This is a genomic window from Erwinia typographi (genome assembly GCF_000773975.1).
In the GTDB taxonomy this organism is placed as follows: Bacteria; Pseudomonadota; Gammaproteobacteria; order Enterobacterales; family Enterobacteriaceae; genus Erwinia; species Erwinia typographi.
This window is the reverse complement of sequence record NZ_JRUQ01000024.1, coordinates 18,601-32,358: the sequence shown is the minus strand read 5'-3', so window position 1 is coordinate 32,358 and position 13,758 is coordinate 18,601. Positions and strand designations below refer to the sequence as shown.

The window sequence follows — 13,758 nt, the reverse complement described above, 5'->3', positions numbered from 1 at the left end:
ATCTATCTTAAAATCTAGCCAAAACCGACATATCCGCAGCAGAATAGCGCTAAAAAGAGACGAGAAATCAACGCTATTCTTATCCTTTAATTTTCATTCGAAAACGAAAGAGGCTATTATGAAAGCTCGCATTCACCCGATAGCAGGGGTAATATTTGCCGCAACAACAGGTATGATGCGGGTTTCAGCCCGCCCGGCGGGTAAAGGGAGAATTTCGGTTGAAAAGCAAAAATGAACAATTAGCCGATATGCAGCAGCGGCGTGAGAAAATCCTCGAGATGATTCGGGAGGACGGTACCGTCACCGTTAAAATGCTGACCGGGGCATTTGGTCTGACCGAGGCCACCATCCGCACCGACCTTCGCGTGCTGCAAAAAGAGGGGTTTGTTCAGCGCTATCATGGCGGCGCCACGCTGATGACCGGAAAGCAAAACACCGGGGCGCTCATGCTTGAGCGGCAGACGCATCTGGATGAGAAAGGCGCGATTGGCCGTCTGGCTGCCCAGCATATCGAAAATGGCGATACGGTCATCTTCGACTCCGGCACCACCACCACGGCGATAGCCCAGCATCTGGGTCATATCAACCGGCTTTCGGTGGTGACTACCGCAGTGAACATCGCGCTGATGCTGGGTGGAGAGCCAGGCATCAATATCCTGCTGACCGGCGGCACGTTCAAGTTTCCTACGCTGTCGACCTCCGGTGAGAAAGCCGCCAGCTTCTTCGAGAACGTGCTGGCAGAGAAGCTGTTTCTCGCCACCGCCTGCATCTCGCCCAGGCTGGGCCTGAGCTTTCCCAGCGAAACCGATATCAAAGTAAAAAGCGCGATGATCCGTTCAGCGAGTACCGTCTACGTGGTGGCCGACTCCAGCAAAATTGATAAGGTGTCGATGTTTGCGCTGCCCTGCGACTGGAGCAATATTCAGTACCTGATCACCGACAGCGGCATCACGCCGCAGTCGGTTGAGGCTTTTGAAGCGCTGGGCGTCAGTGTGCTGATCGCCAGCTAGCAATGAAGTAAAAAACGTCCTGACACCAATGGTCGGGACGCCAGCCCTCTGGCTTTCCACTAAAAAAACGCCGCGCGACAAAATATTCACGCCTTACTATTTATTAATAATTTTTATGTTTTTACGACGCTGATTATTTCCAGATGTCGCTTGCTCTCAGCCCTGCAATTCACGCTGGCTCAGGACTGTTTATTGCTACTAATCGAATTGACTTGATGTCACCTTTCCGGCAAAGATTGTCACCTCTGCGGCGGCCAATAACATGGAAAGTGACGCTGTGCAATGGTTCCCAATCTCAAAAGCGTCAGGTAGACTGACTGCGAATTTATCTTTCTGTAAACCTGAATAATTTTTCATGCTGCTTGCGGGTTTTCAGAGCTGAAGAGTGGCAAAGAAATTGCGGTTTTTGCCCGTGGACGATAAGACGCACTGATGAAATTCATGAGGACCAATGTGAAAATAAGCATCGTGATTACCCTGTTGGCAGTGCTCTCCCTGTCCGCGTGCAAGGCTCCTCCTGCGCCAGTGACGGATGACACCCTCGTGACCAGTGAAGTGGATGGCGTGAAATTCACCCATCGCCACGCCGTTCAGGCACCTCAGTCCTTTACGCCGATCAATGAAAGTTACCGCGCACTCTACAATGCTTCGGTAATGACCAGCCCGGGGTTTGGCGGTAAAATTGTCCGCCACCTCGAAAACGGCAAGCCGTTTACCGTGCTGGGCGAAGTAGAAAATCACTGGCTGGCCGTGGCCGAAGCGGATAAAGAGCAGCTGATTGGCTATGTGCCTTTCAAAGCCGGAGTGAAGAGCGATTTGTATGACGCCACGCTTAAGAGCGATCGCCCCCGTCCGCGCAAGAACGCGAAAAAGGTCTGTGTTGATGTCGGCGGCCAGAGCAAAGCCTGCCGCAATAACGACACCGCCACCTGGATTCTGGAATAACCCGGCGATAAACCACGCAAGGCCTGGCGCCCTTTTTTACAGCAACAAAAGCGCCAAGCCCGCAGGCGCCACACAGCCGAGACAGTAAAAGCCTGATGACTCCAGAATACCCCGCTGACACTCTGCCTTCCGTCAGCCAAGAAAACGCACTGCTGGCCAACGCGGCGCCGTTGCTTAATGCAATTGTGCAAATTCGCCTGGCGGCAACGCATGACGATCCCGCTGGTCTGCGTCAGCAGTTGGTTGATGAGATCCGCCTGTTTGAAACCCGCTGTAAGCAGGCTGGCCTGCCGTTTGATATGATCATCGGCACGCGTTACTGCCTGTGCAGCGTGCTGGATGAGGCTGCCGCCCAGACTCCGTGGGGCACCCGCGGGGTCTGGTCCGGCAACGGTCTGCTGGTGACCTTCCATAACGAAAGCTGGGGAGGTGAAAAAGTCTTCCAGCTGCTGTCGCGCGTCTCGCAAAACCCGGTACAGCATTTACCGCTGCTGGAAGTGATCCACTACTGTCTGCTGCTCGGCTATGAGGGGCGCTATCGCGGCATTGAGCAGGGTCGCATTCAGCGCGACTCACTCCGCGCCCGCCTTGCCCAGCTGATTCAGGACACCCGTGGATTGCAACCGCCGCTGAATAAACTTCAGCCAGTGGCGCCAGCCAGCCAGAACATCTTCTGGCGGCCACCGGTGCCGCTGTGGGCCTGCATTACCGTGACCGCCTTTATCGCCTGCCTGATTTACTCAGGGCTGAACTGGCGGTTAAGCAACGCGACAGAACCTCTGCTGCGCGCTATCTGGCAAACCCCACTGCCGAAAATGGAGCTGGTGAGGCGCACTAACGCCTCTCAGGCCGTACTCGATCTGCGCAAGCGTCTGGCTGATTTGATTACCAACAGAACGCTGGACGTCGCCGACGGCAGCAGCGGCAGTAAAGTGATCGTCGCGGCCGATAAGCTGTTTGTCAGAGGCAGCAGCGATTTAACGCCGGAAGGCCTGACCATCGTGGCTCGCCTCGCCACGGCGATGGACAGCATTAAAGGCACCCTCCAGCTCAGCGTCTATACCGATAGCCAGCCGCTGCAAACGACGCGCTTCCCGACGAATTACGAATACTCGCTGGCGCAGGCCCAGACGTTGACCTCTCAGCTGCAACAGTTGATGGTCGGGCCCGGCCATATGATCAAAGGCGAAGGTCGCGGCGACAGTAATCCGTTGCTTCCTGACGATAGCAGCGAGAACCGGGCGCGTAACCGCCGGGTTGAAATACTCCTTTTCCCAACGCCTGAGAGTCAGGCCTGCAGCCCCAAACCCGCGGGGGATCAATGATGCCATCTCGCCTTTTAAAGGTTCTTTTTAACCGTCTGCTGTGGGGGTTTTTGGGGATCTCGGCCCTCTCCGCGCTGATCTGGATGCTCGGCCCGCAGCTGATGCTGAACGGCAGCCACCTTCTGGAGCCGGTTCTCAATCGTCAGCTGGCGATTGTGCTCTGTTTTTTCCTGTGGATTATTTTTCAACTGATCCCACAGCTCTACCGCAGCTGGTTCAACGCCAGGCTGCTGAATAACCTGCAAAGCAGCAGCGCTGATTACGCCGATCGCGCGGTGACCGAAGAGCTGCTCAGCAGCCGCTTCAGCGAAGCGGCGATGAGACTGAAGAAAACCCACTTCTCCGGGCGCGGTCAGCAGGCTAAAAATCACGGCTGGCTCCAGCGCTTTACTTCGCAATACCTCTATCAACTGCCCTGGTACATGATCGTTGGCGCGCCGGGTGCGGGTAAAACCACCGCGCTGGTCAACTCTGGCCTTGAGTTCCCGCTGGCGGACAGTATGGGCAAAACGGCCCTGCGCGGTCTCGGCGGCACCCGCCACTGCGACTGGTGGTTTACCAGGGAAGCCGTACTGCTGGATACGGCTGGCCGTTATACCCTACAGGAGAGCCAGCGGGCCAGAGACGCTGGCGAGTGGCAGACCTTTATAACTCTGCTGAAGCGCTACCGCCCCCGCCAGCCAATTAACGGCGTGATCATGACCATCAGCGTAGCCGATCTGATGAGTGACTCTGCCGAATCCCGCTTCAGTCAGGCTACCTCGCTGCGCCAGCGCATGGCGGAGCTGCACCAGCAAACGGGAATTCATTTCCCGGTCTACGTGATGGTGACCAAAACAGATTTACTGAAAGGCTTTATGAGCTATCACGCCACGCTGGACAAAACCCAGCGTGACCAAATCTGGGGCTTCAGCTTCCCCTGGGAGAACGATCGCAATAGCGAATCGGCCATCAATACGCTGTTCGATAGTCAGTTCCGCCTGCTCAGCCAGCGGCTACAGGAGAATCTGGCGGCGAATATGGCGAAAGAGAATGATTTGACCCAGCGGGCTGACTGCTTCCTGTTCCCGCAGGAGTTTGCCTCACTGCGTCCACTGCTGGCGGAATATCTGGATATTGTGTTTACCCCTGACAATGGCGAGATGCCATGGTCGGTGCGCGGCGTGTTCTTTACCAGCGGCACCCAGGAAGGCCTGCCGTTTGACCGGATTATGGGCGAACTGACGCGCAAGCTACAGCTACCTCAGGCCTCTGGTCCTTCAATTGCCAGTTGGGACGCGGTCAATCGCCAGGCTCCGATCCCGGCGAACAAGGGGCAGAGCTACTTTATTCGCTCGCTGCTCAGCGAGATGATTTTTGCCGAGAGCGGCCTGGCGGGCAGCGATCGCTCCTGGGAACACCGTAACCGCCTTCTGCACTGGACTGGCTACGCGGTCCTTGCGCTGGCGCTGCTTGTCGCCACCCTGCTGTGGTCCACCAGCTATTATAAAAATCAGCAGTATTTGCAGCAGGTTGAAAGCCGCATCCCGGCGGTCAGTCAACAGGCAAAACGTCTGACCAGCAATAATTCAGGAGATATTCTGGATCTGCTACCCTTCTTAAACAGCCTGGTAGCGCTGCCGCTCAGCGACAGCTTTTCGCTGGAGAACCCTCCTTTGAGTATGCGCGGCGGGTTATATCGCGGCGGTCAGGTTAGCGACGCGGCAATGGGCTTTTATCAGAATGCGCTGAAATCTTTGCTGCTGCCGCGCGTGGCGCAAAATATCACCCTGATTCTGCGCAATGATAAAGGGGAAGACAGCGAATTCAGCCGTAACGCGCTGCGGGCTTATCAGATGCTCTATCAGCCGCGCAGCTACGACGGCGAATTTTTGCGCGGCTGGGTGATGCAAAACTTACAGCGAACCCTGCCTGCCACCGTTACGACCCGACAGCTCCAGCAGCTTGACTGGCACCTGAGTCAGCTACTCGATCGGCAGATCCAGATCTCCCCCTTTGTCCGGGACAATGCGCTAATCATGAAGAAACTGGCGGTGAATTCGCAAAATGCCGGGCAGCATCCCGACTTCGGCAGCACGCAAATCATCCCGATGCGGGTAGTGGCTAACGCCCACTGAACAGAAGGTCATCACAATGGCGGAAAATACGAAGCTCGGATGGTATGGCAAACTGCCCACCACCGGCGATTTTCTTCAGGGCAGGCTGTCTGAGACAACGGTGAGCAGCTGGTCAAACTGGTTCCAGCTGGGGCTGACGCACTGGCATCACCAGCGCGAGCACGATGCCGAACTGTTCAGCCGCGCGCCCGTATGGAATTTTGCGCTGCCCGCAACCCTCGGCATACAGCGAATCCAGATCGGCTGCCTCGTCGCCTCGCGGGATCGGGTTGGCCGCGCCTGGCCGCTGATGGCGCTGCAAAGCGTAGCGCTCACTCACTGGCATCCGGCGCAGCTCTCCGTCTCCGGCAGCTGGTTTTCCAGCCTGGGCGAGACATTACATCAGGCGGTCAGCGAGGGCTCTACGCCTGAAGATCTGAGCCACTCGCTGTTGTCTCTGCCACCGCTGTCGCTGCCTGATACCGGCAGGTCCGATATTATGGACGTGATCGGTTATCAGGACCTGCCCTGCACGCTGGCCTGGCACGAGGTGGCCGCGCGGTTCAATCCCAGTCAGTACATCAGCTACTGGTGGACCAATCAGAGCGACGGCTATCCGCTGGTCAGCCATAAACACAGCGGCAATCTCACCGCCCATCTTTTTTCACAATTATTCGATCCGGCCGCCGTGGCGCAACCGGGTAGACATGGACTCTATCCACCGATGTTTGAATAGAGTTATCAGGCCTCTGGCCCTGGCTTCAGGAAAAGCACATGCGATTTACCCTTGTTGAGAGTATCACTGCGGCTCCGGTTACCAGCTGTGATTTTGTCGCCCCTGGCGGCACGATCGGCCGTAGCGTGGATAACGATCTGGTCCTTCCTGATGAAGAGCGCGCCATTTCACGCCTGCAGGCCGTGGTCCACATTGCCAGCAGCGGCGACTGTCGTCTGACCAGCCACGGCAGCGTGATTGCCGTGATCCATAACCAGGTGCCGCTGGCGCGCGGCAGCCAGATTGCGCTGCACCACGGCGACATGCTGGGGATTGGCGGCTATAAAATCCTGGTCAGCGATCCGGCCCGCCAGCGGGAGGCGCCCTTTAGCGATGTCGATCCGCTGGCCCTTTTCGGTGAGGATCGCTCGCGGCCTGCCGATCCCTTGGGCATCTTGCAGGAAGAAGCGCTGCCGCCAATACCGCCTGCCGATGTGCAAACGGCCGAACAGCTGGCGGCGCGTACGGCGCGGCAGAATGACGCCAGGCTCGGTATTGAGCCGGTCAGCCATGACGCTCCGCCTGGCGAAACCCACGCCGCAGACTGCAATGCCGAACGCCTGCTGGCGGCGCTGATGGAAGGCATGGGGCTGGAACACGGGCCGGGTAAACCTCAGCTTACTGAAGATCAGCTACGGGTCACCGGCAGAATGCTCAGCCTGTTTTCGCAGGGCACCGTCGCGCTGCTCTCCTCCCGTTCGATCCTCAAGCGGGGCGTGAAGGCAGAGATGACCATGATCCTCAATGAAGCCAATAACCCGTTCAAAATCCTGCCCTCCGGCAAAACCGTGCTGATGCAGATTTATCAGAGTCAGATGCCCGGCTTTATGGCGCCGGAGCAGGCAGTCCGCGATGCGCTGGTCGATCTTCAGGCCCACCAGCTGGGGATGATTGCCGGCATTCGCGCGATTATCGCTGCTATGCTGCAATCCTTTAACCCACAGCGGCTGGAAGAGTATGCCCGCCGGGACGGCGTCCTGCCTAAGTTCGGCCTGCCGGGCAGCAGGAAAGCCGCGATGTGGGAGGCTTTTCAGCGCCACTACCAGCATACTTCAGGCGAGATTGAGGACGATTTTCATACCCTCTTTGGGGACGCTTTCCTACAGGCCTACGATATGGAAGTGAATCAGTACAAAGACTCACAAATCCGACCGGACGATCAATGAACATAAACTATGCTTCGACGTCACAAATTGGCGCAAGAGAGAGCAATCAGGATGAAACCGGCGCCAGAGTCGGCATACAGTCAGCTTGTTTTCTGGTGTGCGATGGCGTGGCCGGCACGCCCGGCGGTGAAACAGCGGCGAGGCTGGCCCGCGACACGCTGCTGGCAGAACTGCCTGACGATCGGGCTATCGTCCCAGCGGATACCGGGAAATGGGTGCATAATGCCGACCAGGTTATCCGCCGGGCGCAGAGGAATAATCCGAATTATCAACGGATGAGCACCACGCTTGCCGCGCTGTTTATCGACCGGGTACAGCAGTGCTCATGGTGGGTGCACGCAGGTGACAGCCGCGTTTATCACTTTCGCCGCGGATTTATCCATACGGTCACGCGGGACCACAGCCTGGCGCAGCAGATGAAGGATGCCGGTGTTGATAGTTCCGGCATTAACAGTAATTTACTTTATAATGCGCTCGGTGCGGACGGCGCCCTTCCGGTCAGCTATAGCGAAGTGATGCCGCTGGAAGACGGCGATGCCTTCCTGGTCTGTACCGATGGCTTCTGGTGCAGCCTGACGCCGCAGGAGATGGAGCAGGCGTTAAGAATGGTCAACTCGGCCGATGAGTGGCTGGCACTGATGCAAAAAGCCATCAACCGCAGTGAAAAAAAAGATAATTTAAGCGCCGTGGCCGTTTGGGTAGGCTCGCCGCAGGAAACCACACTTTTACAGTCCATGGCGGATTCAGCCCGATTTTTACCGCCGCGTGATTAACACCAAGGAACGCTATGAAATTCTGGTTGCCCGCCACTGTCTTGCTGATAGCAACGGCCGCACAGGCCGATGATTACCGTGTGGTTTACTCTCCCAGCCTGGCGCTGGAGGTGTTTATTGACAACGTGGAGAGTAACGCGCCGCAGGACTGGTGCAAGGAAACCCTTCATTTGCGTATCGTGTCAGGTAAAAGTAAAGAGTCCAGCGTGCTGACAACCTTTCTGCCCCGCGTTGGCAACCTGCTGCAAAATCAGTGCGGCAAGCTGGTTGAGCTGCCGTGGCAGATGACCAACGGTGCTGGCTCAGTGCTGGCAACCGGCACGGCGGCGAAAGAGCAGAGCTGGCGACCAATCGTCATTGCCGATGCCACCGCTGCCGCCACGGCCAGCAACGCGGCCCCGTTGGATCTTTCCCAGCCGGCTAACAGCGAGCCGTTACAGCATTTTGATCTGCCGGGCGGCTGCCATTTTCGCACCTGGTGGGATGAACATGGTCAGTCTCTCTTTATCCCGGACGACAAAAACCTCCGCTGCTCAACCGAGGGTTGGCTGGAAGGCAACAGCGAACTGACCCTCTCCAGCAAAGGGGAAACCCAGCCGGTAGTCGTGCAGTTTTACGAGGGCTATCCGCTGAAAAACGTGCATCCCGCTGCTGGCGAGCTGGATATTGTCGCCGCCAACAATCAGCGTCTGGTTGCCGCTAAAGCGGATGCCCCCGACAGCTGGCTGCTGCTGTCATTCAATGCCGGAGAGCACGTCTGGTCCTTTGACGGCGTGCTGCTGGTCAAAATGGATAAGAATCAGGCCACCACTCCCGAACAGCTGAAAACGCGGGTGGATACCTTACGCAAGGCCTGGTCTGCAATGGTAGATCCGCAAACGAAACTTACCGTGCTGCTGGTGGATGATCTGCATGTCGATCTGGCCGATCCGGCTATTGGCGCCTGGCGCACCGTTAACTAACTCCGGATGGATACTATGTCGGCGAACGAAAAAACGAAAACTGTCCCTAACGCTCTCCCGGCGGGACACCGTTTTAATGAGTTTGAAATCAAGGAAGTGATTGGTGGCGGCGGCTTTGGCATCGTCTACCGTGCCTGGGATCACCTGCTTGAGCGCACCATTGCAATTAAAGAGTATCTGCCCATTTCGCTGGCCACCCGGGGAGAGGATCTGGCGATAGTGCTGCGCGGCGAGCGCTACCAGAAACTTTTTAACGCGGGCTTATCCAGCTTTATCCAGGAGGCTCGCCTGCTGGCCCGCTTCAACCATCCCGGTCTGCTGCACGTCCTGCGCTTCTGGGAAGAGAACGGCACCGCCTATATGGGCACGCTGTACTACAGCGGGATGACGCTAAAAGCGTGGCAGCAGAGCAGCCCGGACAGCATCAACGACGCCTGGATACGTCAGCTGCTGCCGCCGCTGTTTGGCGCAATCGATACCATTCATCGCGGCGGCTATCTGCACCGCGATATTTCTCTCGATAATATTCAGATCCAGGATAGCCAACTGCCGGTGCTGCTGGACTTCGGCTCGGCGCGCAAAGAGATCGGCAACCTGTCGGATGAAACCGAAATCATGCTCAAGCCAGGCTATGCGCCAATTGAGCAGTACAGCGAAGAGAGCGACAGCGACCAGGGCCCGTGGACAGACATCTACGCGCTGGGAGCAGTACTGCATACGCTGGTCACCGGCGCTCCTCCGCCGGTCAGCGTGGTGCGCTGTATTGAAGATCGCTATCAGCCTCTGACGCAGCTGCGGCCTGAAGGCTTCTCGCTCGCGCTGCTGAATGCCATCGACCGGTCGCTGGCGATGAAGCCGCAGGACCGCCCGCAGTCTATTGATGAGTTGGCCGCACTGGTTGAGCTACCGGTCAGCAGCGTTGAGCAACTGGTAACCAGCGTCACGCCCATCTCTGAACCGCCTGAAGAAGCGACGGTGGCACCTGAACTTACGCAGGGGGCGACGATTGTGGCCGTCAATCCGGCTGCGGGCGCGGCTGAGTTAATTAACTCCCGCAGCGGCCGCAGGCTGTCAAAACCGCTGGCCGTGCTGAGTGGGATTGCCGTTCTGGCGGTTATCGGACTGGTTGTGGCGCTTAACCATGGAGGCAGCGGTGATGATATTGAACATGCCGCGGTAGCAGGTGGGGCAAGCTCCAGCGCACCAGCCGCCGGTACAGCGCCAGGGGCGGCGGCAAGCAGTGCGCCGATGCTGGCAACGGTTTATCTCAGGCTGAGCAGCGGTGAAACCGTGCTGCTGAACGGCACGCCGATGGACGTGAAACCAAACAACAGCGGCTACGCCTCGCTGAATCTGGCGGCGGGAAGTTATAAAATTGAGGTACATTCCGGCACGGCGGTACACAGCCAGCAGCTGGAGATTAACCGGGCGGGAACCTGGCTGATTAACCCCGGCCTGTAGCGGAGATCACCCTACCATATCATTGTGGCACTGCTGAAGTTCGCGAACGCGCTGGACCAGATCGGTCAGGCAGTCGTCATACAAGCCACGCTTGTTCAGCTCCTGTTCAAGCGAGTAGAGATACTGGGCGTTGGTCCCCAGCGGGCCGCTGGCCTGAGCAATTAACGGCGCGATAGTTTTCGGACAGGAGTCGGATTCATACAGCGGGTGGCGCGGGTCCATGACGAAGGCCATCGCCGTCACTCTGCGACCATCCGCCAGCGCCAGCTCGCACCAGGTGGGCAGATAGCAACCGGTCACCATTTCCCGCTTCCACAACAGCTCAAGCTCTTCATGCAGCTTCTCTTCCGGCAGACGAAACGCCAGGCCGGTAGTCTCGCCGCCCTCTTTCAGCGCCAGCATCCGGCCCGGCTGGCTGGCCGTGCCGCGACCGGCGGTCAGCCGCAGGCAGAACGCCCGGTGCCAGCCGGTCAGAGTGCCTTCCGCTACTTCATCGGACTCGAAGACCGGATTCCACATCAGCGAGCCGTAGCCAAAAATCCACACGGGACTATGGTCAGGCCGACAGGCCAGCGTGGCGGCTAGTGAGGCTGCCCGTTGCTCACAGGTCCATAACAGTGATTCCTCAATAGCACCAAAAGCCGTCTTGCAATCCGCTTTTAATAAGAAATCTCTTGTCAGCACAGAACCTCCCCCAACCACTGCCTCTTTCCCTACCACTACGTGAATTCCATCCCTGAAGTTGAATTATTAAGAAACTTATCGTTTTAACGCTATCAATGACCTTATGCCATTTCGCCCCGCGCAATCAAGTTTGAACTGCATCACAAAAGAAAAAATTTCCCTTAATTTACTCATCGGCATTTTAAAGCAAAACTTAACAGGGCATCGGTGGATTAAACGGGTGGGAAAGCGGATTTTCTGAGGAAGGCAGCAGACTGGGTAGTGTGGAAAGGTTATCAGAAGCGTTCAGACAGCAAAGGCGGGAACTCCCGCCCCTTTTATCCCTGTATTTTGTGCCATTTATCGTCATCGCCTTTTTTGTAGCTGTGCTTAACGGCTGACCAGGCAACTTTATGGGCAACTTCTTCACGCGAGTCATCACCCTTACGGTCTTTCTGCTCTTTATATTCATCCCAGGCGCTGTTAAAAGCCTCTTTATAGATATCCTGGGCGTGGGCAGGCAGCACATGTTTTACGCTATCCGGCAGGGAAGAACGGGATTGATAAGGCATTATTTTTCTCCTCAAGGTAGACACCTGATAAGCCTGGCTCAATTCCCCCCACCCTGCCAATAGCGGATTTACTCCATTTTATCGACGTTTCACAGCAAGAACTTAATTTCCAGTGGAAACTTATGTCACAAACCCTTAAAATAATGATGTTTTATCGCTTTATCATAAAAATAAAACATTTCTATTCATAGGTATAATAGCAAACAAGTCGATTAACCTGGCATTAAACGTTATTTTCAGAAAACAGCTGTAAAACATCGTAAATTTTACCGCCGCATACCACATTAACCGTTACACTTCCGCAGCTTGTAATATAACCAGTTCACTTCGATGCTATTATTTTATGCCTGCAGGCAAGACCTGGATTCAGGCAAACAGGACAGATAAACAAGGATAAAAGCCTATGACTGCCCATGAAGGTGTAAAAACGCGCCATAAAGAAACTTCTCTGCTCCTTCCCATCGCCGCACTGGCTATTTTATGGTTCTGGGGAACCACTGGTTCACTCCCCGTTGTTGTTATTATCAACCTGATTGCTCTGGTGGCGATCCTCAGCAGCGCCTTCAGCGTGGTTCGCCATGCGGATGTGCTGGCGCATCGCCTTGGCGAACCCTACGGCTCGCTGATCCTCAGCCTGTCAGTGGTGATTCTTGAAGTGAGCCTGATCTCGGCGCTGATGGCGACTGGCGATGCCGCACCGGCGCTGATGCGCGATACGCTCTACTCGATCATCATGATTGTCACCTGTGGTCTGGTGGGTGCCGCCCTGCTGATGGGGGGACGGAAGTTCGCCACGCAATACGTCAACCTGGCCGGGGTAAAACAGTATCTGATTGCTATTTTCCCGCTGGGCATCCTCGTGCTGGTGTTTCCTAACGCCCTGCCCGGCGGCAATTTTTCCGTCGGCCAGGCGCTGCTGATTTCAGCCATTTCTGCCGCAATGTACGGCGTGTTCCTGCTGATCCAGACCAAAACCCACCAGAGCCTGTTTGTCTATGAACACGAGGACGAGAGCGACGACGATAACCCGCACCACGGCAAGCCCTCTGCTCACTCTAACGCCTGGCACTCGATATGGCTGATTATTCATCTGATTGCGGTGATCGCCGTCACCAAGATGAACGCCACGCCGCTGGAATCCCTGCTTACCGGGCTGAATGCGCCGGAGCAGTTTACCGGCTTCCTGGTGGCGCTGCTGATCCTCTCTCCGGAAGGCCTGGGGGCGATTAAAGCGGTGCTGGCTAATCAGGTGCAGCGGGCGATGAACCTGTTCTTCGGCTCGGTGCTGGCGACCATTTCACTAACCGTCCCGGCGGTAACGATTATTGCCACGCTGACCGGCCAGCAGCTGATCTTTGGCCTTGAGCCGCCGCAGATGGTGGTGATGATCGCCGCCCTGCTGCTGTGCCAGATTTCGTTCTCAACTGGCCGAACCAACGTGCTGAATGGCGCGGCCCACCTGGCGCTGTTTATCGGCTACCTGATGACCGTGATGCTGTAGAGGCTTTGCAGCAGGATGGCATAAAAAAAGCGGGGCGAACTGAGTTCGCCCCGCTTTCATCGACGGTGCGGAAAAGCGTTACTGTGCGCGGTAGACCAGCGAGTGGCTGGCACCTTCCAGCGTTAGCGTGTTCTGTTCGAGCTTAACCGTAGCGCCAGCAGCCAGCATTTTACCGATGGTCATTTCCCACTGGTTCAGCCGGGGATCGCTACACATCATGCGCGTGGAGGCCATCTGCGGCACGCTAAGGACATTGCCTTTCAGCGTGCCCTGACCAAAGAAACGGTTGCACATCACGCCGGTGACGCGCAGATCGGCGCTGAAATTGATCCCTGGCTTCATGCCATCAGGCGCGGTGATGGACTGACCATCAACCGTGGTCAGCACAAAGCTACGGTTAGCTAACGCAGCCCGCTCGCTCTGCTGAGAGGCTGCACTGCACCCTCCCAATAGCATCGCAGCCGTTAACACTAAGGTCACTCTTTTCATCATCCACTCCTTGTCCTGAT

The 13,758-nt window shown here is 56.6% G+C and carries 13 protein-coding genes; 10 read left to right on the top strand and 3 right to left on the bottom strand.

Annotation, left to right across the window (positions count from 1 at the left end; all coding sequences use genetic code 11):
- Positions 1-218: 218 nt before the first annotated feature.
- From NG99_RS06705 to NG99_RS06665, 9 genes are all read left to right on the top strand, one after another.
- Positions 219-1,010, top strand: a complete 792-nt coding sequence (locus tag NG99_RS06705; protein ID WP_034889934.1) for a DeoR/GlpR family DNA-binding transcription regulator — start codon at positions 219-221, stop codon at positions 1,008-1,010.
- A 432-nt stretch (positions 1,011-1,442) separates the two neighbouring features.
- Positions 1,443-1,955 carry an SH3 domain-containing protein gene (locus NG99_RS06700; protein ID WP_084110438.1) on the top strand — a complete coding sequence of 171 codons (513 nt, stop codon included), beginning with the start codon at positions 1,443-1,445 and terminating at the stop codon, positions 1,953-1,955.
- A gap of 95 nt (positions 1,956-2,050) precedes the next feature.
- Positions 2,051-3,280 (top strand): type IVB secretion system protein IcmH/DotU, encoded by a 1,230-nt coding sequence (icmH, locus tag NG99_RS06695; RefSeq protein WP_034889931.1) that lies wholly within the window; start codon positions 2,051-2,053, stop codon positions 3,278-3,280.
- On the top strand, positions 3,280-5,397 hold the full coding sequence (tssM, locus tag NG99_RS06690; RefSeq protein WP_034890026.1) for a type VI secretion system membrane subunit TssM: 2,118 nt from the start codon (positions 3,280-3,282) through the stop codon (positions 5,395-5,397). Before icmH ends, tssM begins: the two co-directional genes overlap by 1 nt.
- Before the next feature lie 16 nt (positions 5,398-5,413).
- Positions 5,414-6,112 carry a type VI secretion system-associated protein TagF gene (tagF, locus tag NG99_RS06685; RefSeq protein ID WP_034889929.1) on the top strand — a complete coding sequence of 233 codons (699 nt, stop codon included), beginning with the start codon at positions 5,414-5,416 and terminating at the stop codon, positions 6,110-6,112.
- 38 nt (positions 6,113-6,150) lie between these two features.
- The gene (gene tagH / locus NG99_RS06680; RefSeq protein ID WP_034889926.1) at positions 6,151-7,317 is read left to right on the top strand and encodes a type VI secretion system-associated FHA domain protein TagH; all 1,167 of its coding nucleotides are present in this window, start codon (positions 6,151-6,153) and stop codon (positions 7,315-7,317) included.
- Positions 7,314-8,090: a PP2C family protein-serine/threonine phosphatase gene (locus NG99_RS06675; protein ID WP_034889922.1), complete on the top strand. Its 777-nt coding sequence runs from the start codon at positions 7,314-7,316 to the stop codon at positions 8,088-8,090. Before tagH ends, NG99_RS06675 begins: the two co-directional genes overlap by 4 nt.
- Before the next feature lie 14 nt (positions 8,091-8,104).
- Positions 8,105-9,052, top strand: coding sequence for a hypothetical protein (locus NG99_RS06670; protein WP_034889920.1), 948 nt, complete (start codon positions 8,105-8,107; stop codon positions 9,050-9,052).
- 15 nt (positions 9,053-9,067) lie between these two features.
- The gene (locus NG99_RS06665; RefSeq protein ID WP_034889917.1) at positions 9,068-10,513 is read left to right on the top strand and encodes a serine/threonine protein kinase; all 1,446 of its coding nucleotides are present in this window, start codon (positions 9,068-9,070) and stop codon (positions 10,511-10,513) included.
- A gap of 6 nt (positions 10,514-10,519) precedes the next feature.
- Here the strand turns inward: NG99_RS06665 and NG99_RS06660 are convergent, their stop codons facing one another.
- Together NG99_RS06660 and chaB are read right to left on the bottom strand one after the other, a co-directional pair.
- Positions 10,520-11,197: a gamma-glutamylcyclotransferase gene (locus NG99_RS06660; RefSeq protein WP_034890024.1), complete on the bottom strand. Its 678-nt coding sequence runs from the start codon at positions 11,195-11,197 to the stop codon at positions 10,520-10,522.
- A gap of 317 nt (positions 11,198-11,514) precedes the next feature.
- A complete protein-coding gene (gene chaB, locus NG99_RS06655) occupies positions 11,515-11,748 on the bottom strand; it encodes a putative cation transport regulator ChaB (protein ID WP_034889914.1) in 234 nt (77 codons plus the stop codon).
- Positions 11,749-12,151: 403 nt separating this feature from the next.
- Here chaB and chaA point away from each other — a divergent pair, with 403 nt between their 5' ends.
- Positions 12,152-13,249, top strand: a complete 1,098-nt coding sequence (chaA, locus tag NG99_RS06650) for a sodium-potassium/proton antiporter ChaA (protein ID WP_034889911.1) — start codon at positions 12,152-12,154, stop codon at positions 13,247-13,249.
- 78 nt (positions 13,250-13,327) lie between these two features.
- Here chaA and NG99_RS06645 read toward each other — a convergent pair whose 3' ends face one another.
- On the bottom strand, positions 13,328-13,741 hold the full coding sequence (locus NG99_RS06645) for an META domain-containing protein (RefSeq protein WP_232298216.1): 414 nt from the start codon (positions 13,739-13,741) through the stop codon (positions 13,328-13,330).
- Positions 13,742-13,758 lie beyond the last annotated feature (17 nt).

Excerpts from the sequence above, each read along its gene's own strand:
- NG99_RS06665 (WP_034889917.1), top strand. The coding sequence starts at position 9,068 with ATGTCGGCGAACGAAAAAACGAAAACTGTCCCTAACGCTCTCCCGGCG.
- icmH (WP_034889931.1), top strand. The coding sequence starts at position 2,051 with ATGACTCCAGAATACCCCGCTGACACTCTGCCTTCCGTCAGCCAAGAA.
- tagF (WP_034889929.1), top strand. The coding sequence starts at position 5,414 with ATGGCGGAAAATACGAAGCTCGGATGGTATGGCAAACTGCCCACCACC.
- NG99_RS06675 (WP_034889922.1), top strand. The coding sequence starts at position 7,314 with ATGAACATAAACTATGCTTCGACGTCACAAATTGGCGCAAGAGAGAGC.
- chaB (WP_034889914.1), bottom strand. The coding sequence starts at position 11,748 with ATGCCTTATCAATCCCGTTCTTCCCTGCCGGATAGCGTAAAACATGTG.
- tagH (WP_034889926.1), top strand. The coding sequence starts at position 6,151 with ATGCGATTTACCCTTGTTGAGAGTATCACTGCGGCTCCGGTTACCAGC.
- chaA (WP_034889911.1), top strand. The coding sequence starts at position 12,152 with ATGACTGCCCATGAAGGTGTAAAAACGCGCCATAAAGAAACTTCTCTG.
- NG99_RS06700 (WP_084110438.1), top strand. The coding sequence starts at position 1,443 with ATGAAATTCATGAGGACCAATGTGAAAATAAGCATCGTGATTACCCTG.
- NG99_RS06670 (WP_034889920.1), top strand. The coding sequence starts at position 8,105 with ATGAAATTCTGGTTGCCCGCCACTGTCTTGCTGATAGCAACGGCCGCA.
- NG99_RS06645 (WP_232298216.1), bottom strand. The coding sequence starts at position 13,741 with ATGATGAAAAGAGTGACCTTAGTGTTAACGGCTGCGATGCTATTGGGA.
- tssM (WP_034890026.1), top strand. The coding sequence starts at position 3,280 with ATGCCATCTCGCCTTTTAAAGGTTCTTTTTAACCGTCTGCTGTGGGGG.